The 19,399-nt window shown below is 31.2% G+C and carries 17 protein-coding genes; 14 read left to right on the forward strand and 3 right to left on the reverse strand.

Going from position 1 to position 19,399, the window contains the following annotated elements:
• Positions 1-110 precede the first annotated feature (110 nt).
• The gene (locus tag AC1RRU_RS11830; RefSeq protein WP_011275171.1) at positions 111-2,060 is read right to left on the reverse strand and encodes an IucA/IucC family protein; all 1,950 of its coding nucleotides are present in this window, start codon (positions 2,058-2,060) and stop codon (positions 111-113) included.
• A gap of 114 nt (positions 2,061-2,174) precedes the next feature.
• On the opposite strand from AC1RRU_RS11830, the gene AC1RRU_RS11835 reads away from it, so the two are divergent.
• The 7 genes from AC1RRU_RS11835 (at position 2,175) to AC1RRU_RS11865 (ending at position 11,007) form a co-directional block, all read left to right on the forward strand.
• A complete protein-coding gene (locus AC1RRU_RS11835; protein ID WP_493196596.1) occupies positions 2,175-3,344 on the forward strand; it encodes an MFS transporter in 1,170 nt (389 codons plus the stop codon).
• A 3-nt stretch (positions 3,345-3,347) separates the two neighbouring features.
• Positions 3,348-5,108, forward strand: coding sequence for an IucA/IucC family protein (locus AC1RRU_RS11840; RefSeq protein WP_011275173.1), 1,761 nt, complete (start codon positions 3,348-3,350; stop codon positions 5,106-5,108).
• Positions 5,109-6,176: an alanine/ornithine racemase family PLP-dependent enzyme gene (locus tag AC1RRU_RS11845; protein ID WP_011275174.1), complete on the forward strand. Its 1,068-nt coding sequence runs from the start codon at positions 5,109-5,111 to the stop codon at positions 6,174-6,176.
• Positions 6,177-6,416: 240 nt separating this feature from the next.
• Positions 6,417-7,415, forward strand: a complete 999-nt coding sequence (locus tag AC1RRU_RS11850) for an ABC transporter substrate-binding protein (protein WP_011275175.1) — start codon at positions 6,417-6,419, stop codon at positions 7,413-7,415.
• 12 nt (positions 7,416-7,427) lie between these two features.
• Positions 7,428-8,459, forward strand: coding sequence for a FecCD family ABC transporter permease (locus AC1RRU_RS11855; RefSeq protein ID WP_011275176.1), 1,032 nt, complete (start codon positions 7,428-7,430; stop codon positions 8,457-8,459).
• The gene (locus AC1RRU_RS11860; protein ID WP_493196597.1) at positions 8,456-9,421 is read left to right on the forward strand and encodes a FecCD family ABC transporter permease; all 966 of its coding nucleotides are present in this window, start codon (positions 8,456-8,458) and stop codon (positions 9,419-9,421) included. Before AC1RRU_RS11855 ends, AC1RRU_RS11860 begins: the two co-directional genes overlap by 4 nt.
• Before the next feature lie 269 nt (positions 9,422-9,690).
• A complete protein-coding gene (locus tag AC1RRU_RS11865; RefSeq protein WP_222125915.1) occupies positions 9,691-11,007 on the forward strand; it encodes a YjiH family protein in 1,317 nt (438 codons plus the stop codon).
• 76 nt (positions 11,008-11,083) lie between these two features.
• On the opposite strand, the gene AC1RRU_RS11870 is transcribed toward AC1RRU_RS11865, so the two are convergent.
• A complete protein-coding gene (locus AC1RRU_RS11870) occupies positions 11,084-11,398 on the reverse strand; it encodes a heme oxygenase (protein ID WP_011275179.1) in 315 nt (104 codons plus the stop codon).
• A gap of 155 nt (positions 11,399-11,553) precedes the next feature.
• Positions 11,554-11,814 carry a SunI/YnzG family protein gene (locus AC1RRU_RS11875; RefSeq protein WP_011275180.1) on the reverse strand — a complete coding sequence of 87 codons (261 nt, stop codon included), beginning with the start codon at positions 11,812-11,814 and terminating at the stop codon, positions 11,554-11,556.
• Positions 11,815-11,990: 176 nt separating this feature from the next.
• On the opposite strand from AC1RRU_RS11875, the gene AC1RRU_RS11880 reads away from it, so the two are divergent.
• From AC1RRU_RS11880 to AC1RRU_RS11910, 7 genes are all read left to right on the forward strand, one after another.
• Positions 11,991-12,509: a metal-dependent hydrolase gene (locus AC1RRU_RS11880; RefSeq protein ID WP_011275181.1), complete on the forward strand. Its 519-nt coding sequence runs from the start codon at positions 11,991-11,993 to the stop codon at positions 12,507-12,509.
• Positions 12,510-12,564: 55 nt separating this feature from the next.
• Positions 12,565-13,752, forward strand: a complete 1,188-nt coding sequence (locus AC1RRU_RS11885; RefSeq protein WP_016931349.1) for a UTP--glucose-1-phosphate uridylyltransferase — start codon at positions 12,565-12,567, stop codon at positions 13,750-13,752.
• Between the two features lie 16 nt (positions 13,753-13,768).
• Positions 13,769-14,452 carry a PAQR family membrane homeostasis protein TrhA gene (trhA, locus tag AC1RRU_RS11890; RefSeq protein WP_011275183.1) on the forward strand — a complete coding sequence of 228 codons (684 nt, stop codon included), beginning with the start codon at positions 13,769-13,771 and terminating at the stop codon, positions 14,450-14,452.
• 139 nt (positions 14,453-14,591) lie between these two features.
• Complete coding sequence (sdrM, locus tag AC1RRU_RS11895) at positions 14,592-15,920, forward strand: multidrug efflux MFS transporter SdrM (protein WP_011275184.1); 1,329 nt, start codon at positions 14,592-14,594, stop codon at positions 15,918-15,920.
• Positions 15,921-16,044: 124 nt separating this feature from the next.
• Positions 16,045-16,512, forward strand: coding sequence for a SepA family multidrug efflux transporter (locus tag AC1RRU_RS11900; RefSeq protein ID WP_011275185.1), 468 nt, complete (start codon positions 16,045-16,047; stop codon positions 16,510-16,512).
• Between the two features lie 74 nt (positions 16,513-16,586).
• Positions 16,587-18,038, forward strand: coding sequence for an MDR family MFS transporter (locus tag AC1RRU_RS11905; protein ID WP_011275186.1), 1,452 nt, complete (start codon positions 16,587-16,589; stop codon positions 18,036-18,038).
• A 144-nt stretch (positions 18,039-18,182) separates the two neighbouring features.
• Entirely contained in the window at positions 18,183-19,250 is a 1,068-nt protein-coding gene (locus AC1RRU_RS11910; protein ID WP_011275187.1) for a P-loop NTPase, read from the forward strand.
• Positions 19,251-19,399 lie beyond the last annotated feature (149 nt).

Consider the following 19,399-nt stretch of genomic DNA (forward strand, 5'->3'; position numbering starts at 1 on the left):
AAGAAGCCAGTAAATGAATTTGTTAAAACTCATTTACTGGCTATTTCTCTAGGGTTTATGTCCCAGACTCTTTTTTTATTTTAGAATTAAGTTTTGATTTCTAATATCGTTTAACCATGTAGTGGATTACTTACTTTAATATAAGTATAGTGATGTGCTTCATCTTCTAAACGCATCGTTGTCACGCATTTATAATCAATGTCTCTATCAAACATAATTTGTTTAATTTCTGAAATGCGGCTTGTGTTAATATCCGTTAAGCTATTTAAAATGTTATGAATAATTTCGCTTACGCTATCCCACAGTTTAGATTCAAATTCCTCATCTTCAATGAATTTTGAAACAGTTAATATAAGTTCACCTATATGATTTTGAACTGTCGAGTAAAAGACTTTATTAAATACTGTTGTTTTAGAGTCGGTCAAGATTCTAGATTTTTCGTGAAAATGTTTTGTCGTATATCCAGTTTCATTTAAAAGTTGTTCATCAATACGTAAGCCTTCAAAATCACGAATATAAATAGTGTTTAATCGTCCATCAGCGTTAAACGTTGAAATTGAATTTTGTAAATGTGCTTCAAGTGCAATGCCATATTTAGCATATAAAGGAATCACTATGCCTAACAATTGAGAAATGTAATCTGACAACCATTCTTGAGCTGCGATATCAAGATTAGATTTGTCGTAGTGATGTTTATAACGTTGAATTAAACTAATGATTGGTGGTTCTTCATTATATTTATAGGTAACCACTAAACTTGATGGAATCATAGGAATACTATCTTTTTCAGTTAGATTGTACACATTGTCCCTAAAAAGCGTTCCTAATTGTTCACTTAGATCTGTTTGAATAGCTTCTTCGTCATTTGAATTATAAAAGTGAATACCAGCAAATTCATTTAAAATACCAACTCTATAATGAGTGAAATTTTTATCTTGCTTTAAAATGTCATTTAAGATTTGAGTAACTAAAGGACCATTGTGAGTTGTTTGTTCAGATAAAGTTCTAATTTCGCCAGTAATATGTACATTGGTAGATAACTTAATATGTGGCAACGTGCTTGGGAATTTCGGCATTAAAGTTCTAAAAGATAAACCAGCGTAATAAGGTATTTCTATCTTTAGTGGAATCATTAAATTATTATTTATTTCCTCTTCGTATTGACTTAATAATACATTATCTAACTGCCAAGGATGAACGATCATTAAATGATATTCACTCAGATTACTCAAGTTATCACATTCAGTTTTAATTTGACTATATAGTTCTGGAAATTGCGCTTCTAATTCAGCATCATAAGTAAAAGATAAAGATTGTGTTCTAGCGATACTTTGGTGAATAAGCACACACTTTAAATGGATTTCTTTATTATATTCTGAACTATATTTAATATTCTCATTAGCATTAAGGCCTTTGCGCAATTTAGCTCCAGGATGAAGCGGATGTCCCTCTATAACTGCCTGCTCTGAACGCAAATAACTATCTTGTTCATTAATAATTATTTCCAATAAAGGTTCCTTTGAATGTTGCATCTCATATGCTTGATATGAAAGTGCTAACGCCATATTTGCAACACTGTTTTCCATATCGTCTTTGAATTGTGAACTTGCCTCATTATCAAGCTCTGGATTTTCCTTTAAGATATCAGCTAATACTTCATTAGGATGAAGTATACGAACACATTGTCTACCATCACTATCACAATAGTAAAATGGACCTTCAACATCTACACGACCAAATGCATGAGTACTGGAAACTTTTGCGAATAAATATTTATCGCTTTCGGGAAAATGCACGCGCATAATTTGGTGTTCTCCATTTATTGGAAAGTTTTTAATATCACATGACGAGACAAAGGTACTATTTGATTTAGCGTTGACTAAATTTTCTCTGTAAAGGGATGTAATTAAGCGTTGAGAAATTTTATCTCGTGCAACGAGCAATTCATTTTTAAAGTAGTTTACTAAATGGGGCATTTCTTGTTTTAAAAACGATAAAGCTCCTAATTCTTCATCAGTTAAATGTAAATCTATATTGTCTATTGAAATTAAATTATCCATATGGCACCTCAAATTCATTTTACAAAAATCTAAAACATTTGTATAATCCATAATATCGATAATGATATTCATTATCAATTATAAATATTATTATAAATAAGTAGGTGGAATACTGTGGCGAAATTTTTCTTCTCTAGTTCCTTTTTATTATTTCTAGGGAATTGGATAGGACAAATTGGCTTGAATTGGTATGTACTTACTAGTTATCATAACGCAGTCTATTTAGGATTGGTTAATTTTTGCCGACTCGTACCAATTTTGTTACTAAGTGTCTGGGCTGGCGCTATAGCTGATAAATTTGATAGAGGAAAATTATTGAAAATGACCATTTCATCTTCATTTTTAGTGACAAGCACATTATGTGTTTGTACCTTTTTATTAGAACAAGTGCCGATTATTTTCATCCTCATTTATGCCACACTTAGAGGTATGATTAATGCGACGGAAACACCAATAAGACAAGCTGTATTGCCAGATTTATCTGTACATTTAAATACAAGCCAAGCCGTTTCATATCATTCTTTTATCATAAATATATGTCGCTCAATAGGTCCAGCAATTGCAGGATTGATACTCTCAATTTACCATGCACCGTTTACTTTCCTAGCGCAATCAATGTGTTACTTCATTGCTGTTCTATTGTGTATACCATTAACCTTCAAGACAGTTGGTGAGGCAAATAAAGCTAACAAAGGGTTTTCATTTACGGTTGTGTGGGAATACTTTAAGAATAATATGCAGGCCTCAAGAATATTTATTACGTCATTGATTATCATGGCTACTGGGTTTTCGTATACTACACTAGTACCAGTATTAGTACATGATCTCTTTCCCGGTCGCTCGGAAATCTTTGGTGTATCAATGACCTTTTGTGCTGTAGGTGGTATGATTGCAACACTTTTACTACCCATAATTTTGAAAAAGTTCACCATTGTACAAATGTATTATTTAAATTCTTGTCTATTTGGATTAGCGCTTGTAGGTGTCATTATACATAACATTATATTCATGTTTATCTGCATGTCACTTGTAGGTTTATTTAGTCAATTAGCTAGAACATCAAATCGAATATATTTTCAAGAGGATATAGCATCAGAGCATCGAGGAAAAATATTAAGCATCGTCATGATGGATAGAGGGATGATTCCTTTAGGTAGTTTAATATTAACAACATTATCAGAAATAATGGGACCCATTAATACATTTATCACCATGGGAATATTTACTTTTGTAATTGCATTTATTGCATATATAATTCAAAGACCAATTAAATTGGAGGAGTAGAGTATGACTCAAAACGCATGGCAAAATGCGGATACCAATATACAATATCGTATTTTAAATGCTTTAATAAAAGAAAACATTTGGCAAGAACAAACTATTATTACAACTAAAGATGATCAATTAGATATACAATATCATGGATGTATACTTTCTACTCATTTTAATCATAACAGTGTAATGTCAAGGTATGAATTTGTAGGACCAATTACATTTCGATGTGGCACAAACATAATGGAAGTATCAACAGTAGAAGCTTTATTAGATATGTTAAGTAATCATTTTGATATTAATATACATCAGCAATTAATAGATGAAATAATACATAGTAGAGATAGCTTTGTTGAAATTTATAAACAATTTTATCAACGTCAACATAATGTGCAATCTAGTATGCAATTTTCTGGTATGCCAACAACTTTAAATTTTTTTGCATGGTTACAACATTTGAATGACGCGAATGAAATCAATGATTTGTTATATTCAGAAAGCTTAGTATTAGAAGGTCATCCTACACATCCACTTACTAAAACGAAACTGCCATTAACTATGGATGAAGTTAAAATGTATTCACCTGAGTTTGAAAAAGTTATACCGTTAAAAATTATGTTAATCCATAAAGACTGTGCACAAGCTACGTGTATAGATAATGATGAAGATTTCATATTGAAGAAAGTAATACCTGAATATCAAACAAGAATTAGAAAATATGCACAGTCTATTCATATTTCGTTAGAAGACTATTTTGTGATATTAGTACATCCATGGCAATACAACCATACTATCTACGATAAGTTTGCGAATTGGATTGCTAATAAGTTTTTATTAACAACACCATTTGATGTCGATTCGAAAGCAACACTATCATTTAGGACGATGGCGCTCATCAATAAGCCATATCATATAAAATTACCTGTCAATGTACAAGCAACTAGTGCTGTCAGAACAGTTTCAAGTGTTACAACGGTAGATGGACCTATATTGAGTAGCGCTTTACAAAATGTATTAAATCAATATCCACAACTAAATGTTGCATTAGAACCTTATGGTTTATGTGCGAAAACAAATGACGAGGATGCTAGACAGTTAGCATGTATTGTCAGAGAAACACCTTATATTGCAAACAATGGGGTGACTATTGTTACTGGTGCATTGGTTAATCCTAATCCAATTGATCGACATATTACAGTTGATAGTTATATCGAATGGGTTAATGGTGAGTTAAATAATAGAGGTATATTAACCTTTATTCAAAATTATAGTCGACAACTTATTACGCCTTTAATCAATTTAATTCAAGAGTATGGCATAGCTTTAGAAGCGCATATGCAAAATACTATAGTTAATTTAGGACCTAATTATCAAATGAATTTTATTGTGCGTGATTTAGGTGGGTCTCGTATCGATTTAAATACACTTACGCATAAACTGAAAAATATCAACGTGTCCAATCAAAGTTTATTGGCAAATTCAATTGAAGAAGTTATTGCGAAATTTCAGCATGCTGTTATTCAGAATCAGTTAGCTGAATTAATTCATCACTTTTCAAAAACGGAATTTGTAACTGAAGAAGAATTGTTCACTCTAGTTCAAGATGAAGTTAAATTAGCAATAAATGATAATAAACCACATGCTCAAGCTTTAAAAGATGTACTCTTTGGTTCAAAGATTACTGTTAAGGCATTATTACGCATGCGTATGAGCAATAGAGTGAAAAAATATTTAAATATCGAACTTGATAATCCAATTAGAGATGAGGTGAGATAATTGGCTCAAATCAATATAAACTTATCTAAAATTGAATATAATGCAGATGCACTAAGAACGTTATTAGAAAATAATGATATACATTTAACCCCAGTAATTAAATGTATAGCTGGTGATAGTCGAATTATCGAAACATTAATTCAATCAGGGTTCACCCATTTTGCAGAATCAAGACTTGAGAATATAAATGAAGATTTCAAAGGACAATGCAATTATCTTTTACTAAGACCAACATCTAAAAACCGTTATACTCAACTGATTAAATCAGTGAAAATGAGTATGCAAACTGAAATTGAGTCAATTAGAGAGATAAATGACATTGCTAAACAGTTAAATCAAAAACATCAAATTATGTTAATGATTGATTGGAAGGATAGACGTGAAGGGGTTATAACTTATGATGTACTAAATTATATTGAAGAAATCATCAAAATGACTCATATTCAATTAATAGGTATTGCATTTAACTTTATGTGTTTCAAGTCTTCGGCTCCGACTGAAGAAGATATATTAAAGATAAATCAATTCGTTGATGCTATTGAATATAATTTAGGATTTAGACTAAAAGTTGTATCAGGAGGAAACTCAAGTATGATACCCCAATTAATGTACAATGATTTGGGTAGGATTAATGAGTTACGAATAGGTGAGGCATTATTTAGAGGGATAGATACTACAACAAATCAATCTATACCCATGCTATTTCAGAATGCAATTACAGTAGAAGCGGAAATTTTAGAGATTAAACCACGTCTATCTGACAATAATCAATGCTATTTACAAGCAATTGTAGATATTGGCTATGTTGACACAGACGTAAATAAAATTAAACCTATTAAGAATGATGTTAGCATTGTTGGTGCATCAAGTGATCATCTAATGATTAATTTAAATAATCAAGATTACTATAAAGTTGGTGATATTATAGAATTTGCTATGGAGTATGAGGCGCTTTCTCAAGTAATGTATCATAACCATATGACAAAGCACTATTTTAAGGATAATTATATTCAATCTTTGAATAGTATGATGGTCGATTCTCCATTATTGATTAATAAAAAATGTTAACCAATTCTTTGTAGGTATTAATTATCATATAAACTTTAATAAATTAATTAGCCTTTAATTTTGAATTCATTCTGATTAATGGCTTTTTATTTTATCATTTAAAGGTAAAATCCATTAATAATTAAAATTCTAATTTACTTTTATAAAAAAATTAAAAAATACACCAAATTATATTGACATTGATAATCGTTATCAATAAACTATGTATTGTAAACCTATACATATTGAGGAGTGGAATTCATGAAAGGCTTTAAGTTTGCAGGTATAGTCGCATTATTATTTGCATTAGTTTTAGTTACTGCTTGTGGTAATGTTAGCAATAATGGATCAGGTGATTCAGGTAATAAATCGTCATCGAAAGATTCTATTAAAATTAAACACGAATTAGGCACAACTAAAGTTCCTAAAGATGCTAAACGTGTCGTAGCGTTGGAATTTTCATTTGTAGATGCTTTAGCGGCACTAAATGTTAAACCTGTTGGGGTTGCTGATGACAACAAACCAAATCGTATTATTAAACCATTAAAAGAAAAAATTGGAGATTATAAATCTGTTGGTGCTCGTAAACAACCCAACTTAGAAGAAATCAGTAAATTAAAACCAGATTTAATTATTGCAGATAGTAACAGACACAAAGGTATTTACAAAGAATTAAGTAAAATTGCTCCAACAATTGAATTAAAAAGTTTTGATGGAGATTATAATGATAATATAGATGCTTTTAAAACAATTGCCAAAGCTTTAAATAAAGAAGATGAAGGTAAGAAACGTTTAGACGAGCATAAAGAGAAGATTGCAAAATATAAAGATGAAATTCAATTTGATAAAAATGAAAAGGTATTACCAGCTGTAGCGTCTAAATCTGGCTTATTAGCACATCCAAGTGAATCTTATGTAGGTCAATTCTTAAGTCAACTTGGCTTTAAAGAAGCATTAAATAAAGATGTCACTAAAGGGTTAAGCAAATATTTACAAGGACCTTATTTACAACTTAATGCAGAAACATTAAAAGACGTAAATCCTGAACGTATGTTTATAATGACTGATGGCGCAAGTCCTAAAGAACCATCATATCAAGAAATGAAAAAAGACCCGGTTTGGGACACATTAGATGCGGTTAAACATAATCGTGTAAGTATCGTTAGTCGTGATACTTGGGCAAGAGCTCGAGGTTTAATATCTTCTGAAGAAATGGCTAAAGAACTTGTAGAAATTTCTAAAAAAGATAAAGAAAAGTAAGGTGGCAATAAAATGACTATTAGATCTACTGATAGTCAATCTGCTTTAGACAAAGCAAATAAGAGGCGCACTACACTCACATTTATTGTGAGTGGGTGCTTTCTTTTTATTTTTGCATATTTTAATTTAGCGATTGGCTCGTCTGAAATTCATGCTAAACATATTTTTGAATACTTTTTTACATCTATAAATAATAAACAAACATTTCTTATTCATAATGTAAGAATGCCAAGAATGATTGGTGGGTTATTGATTGGCGGTGCGCTAGCCTTAGCTGGCCTCTTAATGCAAGCGATTACTAGGAATCCATTAGCATCTCCACAAATATTTGGTGTTAATTCAGGTGCATCATTTGTAATAGTATTAGTGACGATATTAATACCTTCACTAGGTAACTATGCAACATATCTGGCATTTTTAGGGGCGTTTATTGGAGGATTAACTGTCTATGTATTATCCGGATCTACGAAAAAAATAACACCAATTAAATTGGCCCTTGCAGGAATGGCAATTCATTTATTTTTCAGTAGTTTAACGCAAGGTATCATCATTTTAAATGAAGATTCTAATACTACCGTTATGTTCTGGTTAGTAGGTTCATTAAATGGATTGAAATGGACTGCAGTCTTGTCAGTTATGCCTTTGCTCATATTAGCGCTTATCATAACGATGTTATTAGGCCGTCAATTAACCATAATGGAATTAGGAGACGATATAGCGAAAGGATTAGGCCAGAAGACTCAGCTTATCAGAATTATAGTTGGCCTACTTGTCATCGTACTAGCAGGTGCATCTGTTTCAATAGTTGGACCGATTGGATTCATTGGTTTAATCGTCCCTCATATAGTTAAACGTTATATAAGTAAAGATTACTTCTTAATGGTGCCTTTAACTTTTTTGATAGGTGCCGATTTATTATTACTATCAGATATGTTAAGTAGACTTATTACATTTCCTTACGAATCTCCAGTTGGTATTGTCACTTCATTTGTTGGGGCAATTTACTTCCTATTAATAACTTTAAAAGGGGTGAAACGAATATGACAAAACGACAATTATCTATTCGTTACACTGTTGTAATCATCTGCTTAATTGTAAGCATATTTATAAGTTTATGTGTTGGTTCAACAATGTACAGTCCTTTGAAAGCAATTCACGGAATTCTAAAATTTGATGATTTCATATTAAACGAGTACCGAATTCCGAGAACGTTACTAGGTTTAGTTGTGGGAAGTAGTTTGGCCATTTCTGGCGCGGTGATTCAAGGGGTAGTTAGAAATCCACTAGCATCTCCAGATGTTATAGGTATAACTAAAGGCGCTAGTTTGGCAGCTATTATAGTAATTATGCTATTTCCTTCAGCGCCGCTATTAGTACTACCCATTGGTTCGTTCATAGGTGCATTATTTATTAGTTTGATTTTGTCATTTTTAATTTCTAAATATAATATTAAAGGCTCAACTTTAGCTTTAATTGGGTTAGCTATCGGTGCTATATGTACCGCTGTAGTTCAATTTTTACTTATTAGAAACCCTATGGATGCAAATAATGCGTTAGTTTGGTTAACAGGGAGTTTATATGGTCATACTATTGAAAATTTCTATTCAGTCATACCCTGGTTTGTTATAACCTTACCACTCGTATTATGTTTAAGTTATCAATTAGATATTTTAAATTTAGGAGAACATATTGCTACGGCGCTTGGTGCAAGAGTACAAAGACTCAAAATGATCTTACTTATTTTGTCGGTTATGCTGGCTGGTGCCTCCATTTCAGTAGTAGGCGGTATAAGTTTTCTAGGCCTAATTGCACCACATATCGCTAGATCTATTGTAGGTCTACGTTACTTCCATGTTGTACTTATGTCTGGTTGTATAGGTTCAATTTTAATCTTGTTCAGTGATGGGTTAGCGAGAGGAATTCATCCACCATTAGATATACCTGTGGGTGTAATAATTGCTATCATTGGGGTGCCATATTTCTTATTTTTATTAAGACGAATTTAATGAAATTCAAGAGCTAATTATTCTCATATTTATGATGAAAATTAGCTCTTTTTATATTGCATATCAATTAAAAATGATATATAGTATTTAACATGATATTTATAAAAATGCATATATTCTTATATTTATATAAAAGTTCACAGTTTTACTTAATATATTTACATAATCAATGAATATAAAAGCATCAATAATGAGAAAGAAAGAGGTTATTAGTGGTGGAAGGTTACTCAAAGCAACAGATTGCCAAAGGTAGAGCGAAATTCATAACTATGTCTATTATTGGAATTATACTTTTCTTAATTCCAGTACCAGTTACACAAGATGGTGAGAAACAAACTACATTACCTGTAGCCTTTTTAGCAAATTGGCTAAAAGGTCTACTAGGTGATGCAATGCCAATTATTATAATTTTTATTATTACATTGTCTGCAATATTAACAGTACTTTATTCGACAATTTTTAAAAGTAAAGTTAAACCAGGCGGATTATTAGATAGTGCATTTAAAGTTGGTCCAGTATGGATGACATTAAGAATATTAGCCGTCGTCTTTGTATGGATGACCTATTTTAAACTTGGTTCAAAGGTTATTTATTCAGAGGATACTGGTGGTTTAGTGTTTTATGATCTTTTACCTACATTGGTTGCAGTATTTTTATTTGCTGCACTATTCTTACCTTTTTTAATGGAATATGGTTTATTAGAATTTTTAGGCCCCTTATTTAGACCAATTATGAGACCATTATTCACATTGCCAGGACGCTCTACAGTAGATAATTTAGCTTCGTTTATTGGTGATGGAACTGTAGGTGTCCTAATAACAAGTCGTCAGTATGAAAGAGGCATATACTCTAGAAGGGAATCCATAGTGATTTCTACTACGTTTAGTGTCGTTTCTATTACTTTTGCTATAGTTATTGCAGAAACTGTTGGATTACAACATAAATTTTTTGCATTTTATTTAACTGTAATTATTTCATGTTTTGTTGCTGCAATGATCATGCCACGTATTTGGCCATTAAACAAAATACCTGATGAATTTACTAAAGAAGTTTCTGAGAATACTAGATTAGAAAAACTACCTGAAGGTAAAACGGCACTAGGATATGGTTTTGAAGAGGCAACTATTGTTGGATTGAAAGCACCAGGGTTTAAAGAGTTTTGGAAATCCGGCTTAAAAACTGTAATAGATATGTGGTTTGTTATCCTTCCAGTCGTTATGAGCATCGGAACGCTTGCGACTATGATAGCTAATTATACGCCAGTATTTTCAATTATTGGTCAACCTTTTATTCCAATTCTTGAACTATTGCAAATACCAGAAGCGGCTAAAGCCTCTGAAACATTATTGATTGGTTTTGCAGATATGTTCTTACCATCTATATTAATTGCTGATGCGCACAGTGAGATTACAAGATTTGTAATTGGTGCATTAAGTATTTCTCAATTAATATATTTATCAGAAGTTGGTGGTGTAATATTAGGTTCTAAAATACCAGTAAGTTTAGGTAAATTATTTATGATTTTCCTAATTAGAACTGCAATCACTTTACCAATTATAGCGTTAATGGCTCATTTATTATTATAAAATAGTAAAGGCAATGAAGTCAGAGGTTAGAAATGTTGAAATAAACAATTCCTATCTATACTTCATTGCCGTTTTTTTAATTTAATGTAGATAACACCGTAGCTTTAACAATTTCACTGCTAATCACCGGTGAAGATTCAGACGATGTTTTGTCTCTGTTTTGATGTGCTTCTTTAAATGCATCGCTTTTAGTCCAAGCTTCAAAGTCTTTTTCAGTCTCCCACCATGTATTTACGTACATGTCTTCATTTTCATGATCTCGTGTCACTTTCCAAACTTCAATTTTATGAAAACCTTGCAATGCTTCAATTTTTCCACCTTTAGTGAATCTTGGCGCCATTTTTTCTGCAAAACCTTTTTTTACGGTAATTCTATTTGTAACAACAAACATAATTTTAACCTCCTTATCTAAGTGTAGTTTAATTAATATTGAGAAAAATACAAAGTAATACAGTATTTATTAATTTAGATTAAAAAACTGTCAACTACATATCGGAAGTTGACAGTTTTTTATATAACTTTGCGAATGAAAAATGTATATTGGTATTACTTAGTTAATTCATTATAAACCTTTTGGTCGTTGTGCGTATAAATAATGTATTCATGATCATCTGTATCAATAATCACTCTATTAGTTTTACCAAAAGTAGAACCAATACGTGAAATATTTTTAGAATCTAAATCTGGAACGGCATGAATTTCTTGGTCTTGTGAAATATTTTTAATTTCACTAGTAGGGATTTTGATATCAGCTACTCTCCATTGAATTCTAACTTCATTATTATCTTTCTTAACAGTCATTGCCATTAAAGAACACATCCTTTATGTTATTTATGTCTATATCATATATCAGTGTGTAATCGTTTTCAAGTATTAATGATATACTTTTTAAATTTTGTGATACACTATTTAACTAACACCGAAAATATGTTCGTATTTCAGTGTGGTTTATGTTAAAATGTTCTCTATAAAGGAGAAGGTTTATGACAGGCAAAACTCACGTATCTGCTGGATTACTAGTAGGTGCATTAACAACCGAACACTTTCAAACAGATTTGTTCTCAACTGTTACAGTAATATGTTTATCTGTAGTTTCAAGTTTATTACCAGACATTTGTCACACTGGAAGTAAAATTGGTAGAAAATTAAAATTGCTTAGTTTAATTATTAGACTGTTATTCGGTCATAGGACATTTACTCACTCATTATTATTTATAGGTATCATTGTATTTCTCCTTAATTTGATTCAAACTCCTACTTACTATTTGGTTTCTATTATCGGTGGTATGGCCTCTCATGTTATACTAGATATGTTAACGCCAAGGGGAGTAAAGTTACTTTATCCGATTCCTCTTACTATTAAGTTCCCGTTTACCTTTAAAACTGGTGGCTTAGTCGATGTATCACTGGCTACTGCATTAAGTATTGGCGCATTATACATATTATTTCAAACTTCTATTAGTCATTTATTAAAATATATAAGTCAGTCCATTTTAGGGTAACTACCAAATAATGAGTGTATGAATACATATTGAATTAATCACAAGGAGAGTTAAAATGTTAGATCAAAATCAATTAAAGAAATATAATCAAGAACATTTGAGTGAATATGAAAAGTTAATGAGCAGTAATGAAAAAGAAAAATTAGAATCGAAAGTGAATGAATTAGATTTAGAAAGTATTCAACAATTATTTCAAGATTTATATGTTAATCGTCAATCAATTTCTGATGTGTCATCTGTTTCAGAAGTAAAATATCAACGCAAGACTGAATTGACTGATCAAGAAGGTGCAAAATATGAACAAAAAGGCATAGAAGCAATACGAAACGGTGAATTTGCAGTTTTATTAATGGCTGGTGGTCAAGGGACGCGTTTAGGTTATAAAGGGCCAAAAGGTTCATTTGAAATTAAAGGAGTTAGTTTGTTTGAATTACAAGCACGACAATTACTTAAACTTAAAAAGGAAACTGGTCATTTAATCAATTGGTATATCATGACTAGTGATATCAATCATGAAGAAACGTTATCGTACTTTGAACAACATGATTATTTTGGTTATAACCCTGATAATGTACATTTCTTTAAACAAGAAAACATGGTCGCATTATGTGAAACTGGGCAATTGGTACTTAATGAACAAGGTTATATAATGGAGACGCCAAATGGAAATGGTGGTGTATTTAAATCATTAGAAAAAAATGGTTACTTAGATAAAATGGCATCTGATGGTGTGAAATTTATTTTCTTAAATAACATTGATAACGTATTAGTTAAAGTATTAGATCCATTATTTGCTGGGTTTACAGTGGTAAATGATTGCGACGTAACTTCTAAATCAATTCAACCTAAAGATGGTGAAAGTGTCGGACGATTAGTAAATCAAAATAGTAAGGACACAGTTCTTGAGTATTCTGAATTGGATGAAGCGGTCGCTAATACGTTTGATAATGCAAATATTGGAATTCATGCCTTTAAAATTGCATTTATTAAACAAGCAGTAAATAATGATTTACCATATCACTTAGCAGTGAAAAAATTAAAGCAATTAGATGAAGATTTTGGAGTTGTTGAAAAACCAACATTAAAATTTGAATTGTTTTACTTTGATATTTTTAGATATGCAACAAGTTTTGTAACGTTGCAAGTTAATAGAGAAGATGAATTTTCTCCACTTAAAAATAAAGAAGGTAAAGATAGTGTTGAAACTGCTACATCAGATTTAGAACGTTTGAATTTAATTTAAAAGGTGGTGGGGCCAGATGTCTAACTCAACTAAGAATGCAAAAGGTACTGTTGTCGAATCATTTAAAGACATCATTCCTCTATCTTTCGGTGAAGAAATTGGTAACTCAGTTTCACATGGTGTAGCTGCTTTACTTACACTTTTTTTACTACCATATGCTGCAGTTCATAGTTATATAGCACATGGAACGTTAAGCTCAGTTAGTATTTCTATATTTGTAATTAGTATTTTTATGATGTTTATCTCTTCAACTATATATCATGCAATGAAAAATAATACTGCTCACAAATATATTTTAAGAATTATTGATCATAGTATGATTTATGTTGCTATTTCAGGAACTTATACGCCAGTTTTATTAACTGTCGTAGGAGGATGGATTGGTTGGTTTGTATTCATATTACTTTGGGGTACTACAATTTGGGGAATTTTGTATAAGTCCATTTCTGTTAATGTGAATCCTAAATTAAGTTTGATTGTCTATTTGGTAATGGGATGGGTTGGTATTATTTTTCTACCTATTATCATTATGCGTACATCTTGGTTATTTATCTTATTCATTGTACTAGGAGGCTTATCTTACACTATTGGTGCTTGGTTTTATGCCCAAAAAAACCGTCCATACTTTCATATGATTTGGCATATTTTTATCGTAATCGCTTCAATGTTTCATTTAATAGCAATACTTTATTTTATTTAGAGAATTTAAAATAGGGTTGATGATTTTATCGGTCATCAGTCTTATTTTTTTATTTAAGGTAATCATTCTATTGCATATAAAATAAAATGTTGATTATCCTATTAAAGAATCTGAAATTTATTTAGGAGGAATAATGTTCATGAACTTTAAATCAATAGGTATCGTCGTAACTTTAGTTTTAACTATGTTTATGGCTGCAATAGAAAGCTCAATTATCTCATTAGCGATGCCCACTATAAGAACTGACTTAAACGCTGGTGCATCTATATCATTAGTATTTACTGTTTATTTCATAGCGCTAGTAGTTGCGAATCCTATTGTTGGTGAATTATTAACAAGATTTAAAATATTATATATTGCAATGATAGGCGTGTTTTTATTTGGTATTGGCAGTTTAATGTCAGGAATGAGTGACACATTTATAATGCTTATTATCTCTAGAATTGTTCAAGGATTGGGAGCAGGAGTTATGATGTCGCTGACTCAAATTGTTCCAAAATTAGCATTTGAAATACCATTTAGATACAAAATTATGGGAATTGTAGGAAGTGTCTGGGGAATTTCAAGTATTATTGGACCATTATTAGGTGGGGCAATTTTAGAGTTTGCAACATGGCATTGGTTATTTTTTATAAATATTCCAATAGCAGTTATTGCAATTATACTTGCATTTATTACATTTCATTTTTCAGAAGAATCAGAAGTTAAATCTTCAAGCTTAGATGTTAAGGGGCTTTCTTTCTTTTACATATTTATAGGATTGTTTATGTTTGGTTTATTGAGTAAGTCTTCAATAGTATTAAATATTATTGCATTGATGCTAGCTTTCATTTTTATCTTTATTTTATTTAAATTTGAGAGCAAAATAAAGAATCCATTTATCCCAATTTCAGAGTTTAATCGTTCAGTTTCACTAGTATTTGTAACAGATTTATTAATAGCTATGTCTTTAATGGGATACAATTTATACATTCCAATCTACTTACAAGATCACTTACATCTTTCACCACTTCAAAGTGGTTTGGTAATATTCCCACTGTCAGTAGCTTGGTTAGTTTTAAATTTTAACTTAGCAAAGGTAGAAGAGAACTTAACTCGAAAAGCATTATATATTAGTGCTTTTACATTATTATTGATTAGCAGTATCATACTCATGTTTGGTCTTAAAGTACCATTATTAATAGCAGCAACAGTAATTCTTGCTGGGGTAAGTTTTGGATTTGTTTATACAAAGGACAGTGTCATCGTTCAAGAAGAAACAGATCCTAGACATATGAAGAAAATGATGTCTTTCTATGCATTAACTAAAAATTTAGGTTCTTCAATAGGTTCAACTGTAATGGGATATTTCTATGCTATGTCAGTTGGAATCATGGATGGGCATTTTTACAATATATTATTTGCAGTTTCATTAGTCGCTATTCTTCTGATTATTATGTGGTCAACACTTTATAGACCTGAGGTATAGAATGTGTAATCATTCAAACGAAATAAAGTTGAAGAATAATAAAGTTTTAGACTAATGTACTTTAAATTTTATATCGTGAATTATTAATGATAAAATGAGCGTGTATATAAAGGAGGACAGAAAGATGAAGTTTTTTAAAAATAATTATAAAAATATTTTATCAACTTTACTTGTCCTCACTATCTTTATCATTTCAGGTGCTATTTTTTTAATGTTTTTAGGATTTGGTTTATTTGGATTAAGTCGAATCCTAATTTTTTTTAAGCTAGGTTATTTTACCTACAATAAAAATTTAGTAGATAATTTAGTTTATTATGGTAGCTATATTGTTTTTGGTTACTTCATTTTATTTGCCATTGAACATTTAATGGACTATTTTAGAAAACAATTGCCCAATAATCCATATTTTAATGGCAGTTTGTACCAATTGATTTCATACGTTGTTACTACGATACTCTTCTATTTTATTATTCACATACATTATGTTTATATTGAGATTGATTTTTGGGTTATTTCAGTCATCATAGGATTGTTATATATATTTAAAATTATATTTTATCCAGATAGTGAGAACCTTAATAATAAGAAATAGCAAGCATTTAGTTTGCTTGGCATACTAAATTTGGTTGGATAAAAAAATATGTATGAAATAAAAGGAGTTTTTATATGGCGAATATAGAAGTATCCACAAAAAAACGGAACCTCATCGTAGCGGTAATGCTATTAAGTGCATTTATCGCTATTTTAAATCAAACTTTACTAAATACGGCTTTGCCACACATTATGAAAGAATTAAATACATCTGAAAATACTGCTCAATGGTTAGTAACAGGCTTTATGCTTGTTAATGGGACGATGATCCCTTTAACTGCTTATCTGATGGATCGAATTAAAACAAAACCATTATATTTAGTTTCAATGGGAATTTTCTTAGTTGGTTCAATTGTAGCTGCCATTGCACCTAGCTTTGGTGTCCTAATGTTTGCCAGAGTGATTCAAGCTATTGGTGCTGGAATTATTATGCCGCTCATGCAGTTCACATTGTTTACTTTATTTTCAAAAGAGAAACGTGGATTTGCAATGGGATTGGCTGGTTTGGTCATACAATTTGCTCCAGCAATAGGTCCTACGTTTTCTGGGTTAATTATTGATAATACAAGTTGGAGAGTGCCTTTCATTATAGTTGTAGGCATTGCGCTCGTAGGATATATATTTGGTGCTATCACGCTATCTAGTTATAACGAAATTAAAAAGACAGCGTTAGATAAAAGATCAGTTGTTTATTCAACGTTAGGATTCGGATTAATGCTTTATGCGTTCAGTAGTGCAGGTAATTTGGGGTTCACTAATCCAATTGTTGTAATCTCGGCCATTATTGGTATTCTAATAGTTATCACATTTATTAGAAGACAGTTAAGTATCACTAATCCTTTGTTAAACCTCAAAGTTTTTAAAAGCAAAATATTCACTTTCAGTACTATAACTTCAATGATTGTAATGATGTCAATGGTAGGTCCAGCCCTCTTAATTCCTTTATTTGTTCAAAATGGACTTGGGTTGAGTGCATTTATGTCTGGATTGGTCATTATGCCCGGAGCCATTTTAAACGGTATAATGTCTGTTTATACAGGTAAAATATATGATAAGTATGGGCCTAGACTTTTAATTTTAATTGGTTTCATTATTCTTATCGTAACAACGGCATCTTTAAGTTTCTTGAAATATGATTCATCATACACTATGTTAGTTGTTGTTTATGCTATAAGAATGTTTGCAGTTTCATTATTAATGATGCCTATCAATACTGCAGGTATAAATGCACTTAGAAATGAAGATATATCACATGGTACTGCCATCATGAACTTCGGTCGTGTTATGGCTGGCTCTCTAGGAACAGCTTTAATGGTAACTTTCATGAGTATTGGTGCAAAAATACTCAGCACTGGTTCTTCAGCAAGTTCGAACCATGAAATATTACAAAGACAGAGTGTTGCAGCTGGTGTAGATTTATCGTTTGCAATAGTTACTGGTCTTGTAATTATAGGCTTTATTTTCTCTTTATTTATCAAAGAGGAAAGACACTATAATAAAAATTCAACAAATACACGGGATATGTAAATCTGATATTGATAGAAGTTAGCCAACAAATAGTGAGCTAACTTCTTTTTTTATATATTTAAAAAATATATACTAATTTAGAAAGTCAATACATATTAATATTTGATATTATAAAGGTATAAAGAATACTAAGGGGGATTTTCATTGTTAACGGTAGATCAAGTGAAAGAAATAGTTGGAGCATTAAAAGATCCAATTATAGATGCACCACTTAAAGAGACAGACGGTATTGTAGAAGTAACTATTAAAGAAGAAATAGAGCATGTTAGTGTCAAAGTGGCAATGGCACAATTAGGCGGACAACCGCAATTAGATTTACAAATGGCAATAGTTAAAGCGCTTAAAGATAATGGTGCTAATACTGTTGGAATAAGATTTGAAGAATTACCTGCCGAAACGGTTGAGCAATATACTGGTAAGAAAGAAGAACAACCTAAGACCATTGAGGGACTTTTATCTAAAGACAATCCTGTAGAATTTATAGCGATTGCTTCAGGAAAAGGCGGTGTAGGTAAATCTACAGTAGCAGTAAATTTAGCAGTAGCCTTAGCCCGCGAAGGTAAACGTGTTGGTTTAGTTGATGCGGATATTTATGGTTTTAGTGTTCCAGATATGATGGGTATTGATGAGAAACCAGGAGTTCAAGGAAAAGAGATTATTCCAGTAGAACGTCATGGAGTGAAAGTTATATCAATGGCCTTTTTCGTAGAAGAGAATGCACCAGTAATATGGCGTGGACCTATGTTAGGGAAAATGTTAACCAATTTCTTTGTAGAAGTGAAATGGGGGGAACTTGATTACTTACTATTAGACTTACCTCCAGGAACAGGGGATGTAGCTTTAGATGTACATTCAATGCTACCAAGTAGTAAAGAGATAATTGTAACGACACCGCATCCTACTGCAGCATTTGTTGCTGCTAGAGCAGGGGCAATGGCAAAACATACCGAGCACTCTATTCTCGGTGTTATCGAAAATATGAGTTATTTTGAAAGTAAAGAAACAGGTAATAAAGAATATGTCTTTGGTAAAGGCGGAGGACGTAAACTAGCAGATGAATTAAATACTCAGTTATTAGGAGAACTACCATTAGAACAACCTACTTGGAATCCTAAAGATTTCTCTCCCTCTATTTATCAAGCAGATGATCGTTTAGGAGAAATCTACACATCTATCGCCCAAAAAGTGATAGCATCTACAATTAAAAAATAAAGATAGATTTAGTGTAAAATTGAGGTTCTATAATAAATTGGACTGATGACAAAATTCATCAGTCCAATTTTCATGTTTTTGAATAGAAAAAAGGCGCAATTACCTCTATAATTATTAGCTACCAAACAAAATAAAAAAGAAAGGTAATG

It is taken from the genome of Staphylococcus sp. GW821-FHT11H10 (genome assembly GCF_058807855.1).

Bases quoted from the DNA above. Each gene is read 5' to 3' on its own strand.
- AC1RRU_RS11840 (WP_011275173.1), top strand. From the start codon at position 3,348: ATGACTCAAAACGCATGGCAAAATGCGGATACCAATATACAATATCGT.
- AC1RRU_RS11860 (WP_493196597.1), top strand. From the start codon at position 8,456: ATGACAAAACGACAATTATCTATTCGTTACACTGTTGTAATCATCTGC.
- AC1RRU_RS11830 (WP_011275171.1), bottom strand. From the start codon at position 2,060: ATGGATAATTTAATTTCAATAGACAATATAGATTTACATTTAACTGAT.
- AC1RRU_RS11870 (WP_011275179.1), bottom strand. From the start codon at position 11,398: ATGTTTGTTGTTACAAATAGAATTACCGTAAAAAAAGGTTTTGCAGAA.
- AC1RRU_RS11900 (WP_011275185.1), top strand. From the start codon at position 16,045: ATGAAGTTTTTTAAAAATAATTATAAAAATATTTTATCAACTTTACTT.
- AC1RRU_RS11865 (WP_222125915.1), top strand. From the start codon at position 9,691: ATGTCTATTATTGGAATTATACTTTTCTTAATTCCAGTACCAGTTACA.
- AC1RRU_RS11905 (WP_011275186.1), top strand. From the start codon at position 16,587: ATGGCGAATATAGAAGTATCCACAAAAAAACGGAACCTCATCGTAGCG.
- AC1RRU_RS11850 (WP_011275175.1), top strand. From the start codon at position 6,417: ATGAAAGGCTTTAAGTTTGCAGGTATAGTCGCATTATTATTTGCATTA.
- AC1RRU_RS11875 (WP_011275180.1), bottom strand. From the start codon at position 11,814: ATGGCAATGACTGTTAAGAAAGATAATAATGAAGTTAGAATTCAATGG.
- AC1RRU_RS11885 (WP_016931349.1), top strand. From the start codon at position 12,565: ATGTTAGATCAAAATCAATTAAAGAAATATAATCAAGAACATTTGAGT.
- sdrM (WP_011275184.1), top strand. From the start codon at position 14,592: ATGAACTTTAAATCAATAGGTATCGTCGTAACTTTAGTTTTAACTATG.
- trhA (WP_011275183.1), top strand. From the start codon at position 13,769: ATGTCTAACTCAACTAAGAATGCAAAAGGTACTGTTGTCGAATCATTT.
- AC1RRU_RS11880 (WP_011275181.1), top strand. From the start codon at position 11,991: ATGACAGGCAAAACTCACGTATCTGCTGGATTACTAGTAGGTGCATTA.
- AC1RRU_RS11855 (WP_011275176.1), top strand. From the start codon at position 7,428: ATGACTATTAGATCTACTGATAGTCAATCTGCTTTAGACAAAGCAAAT.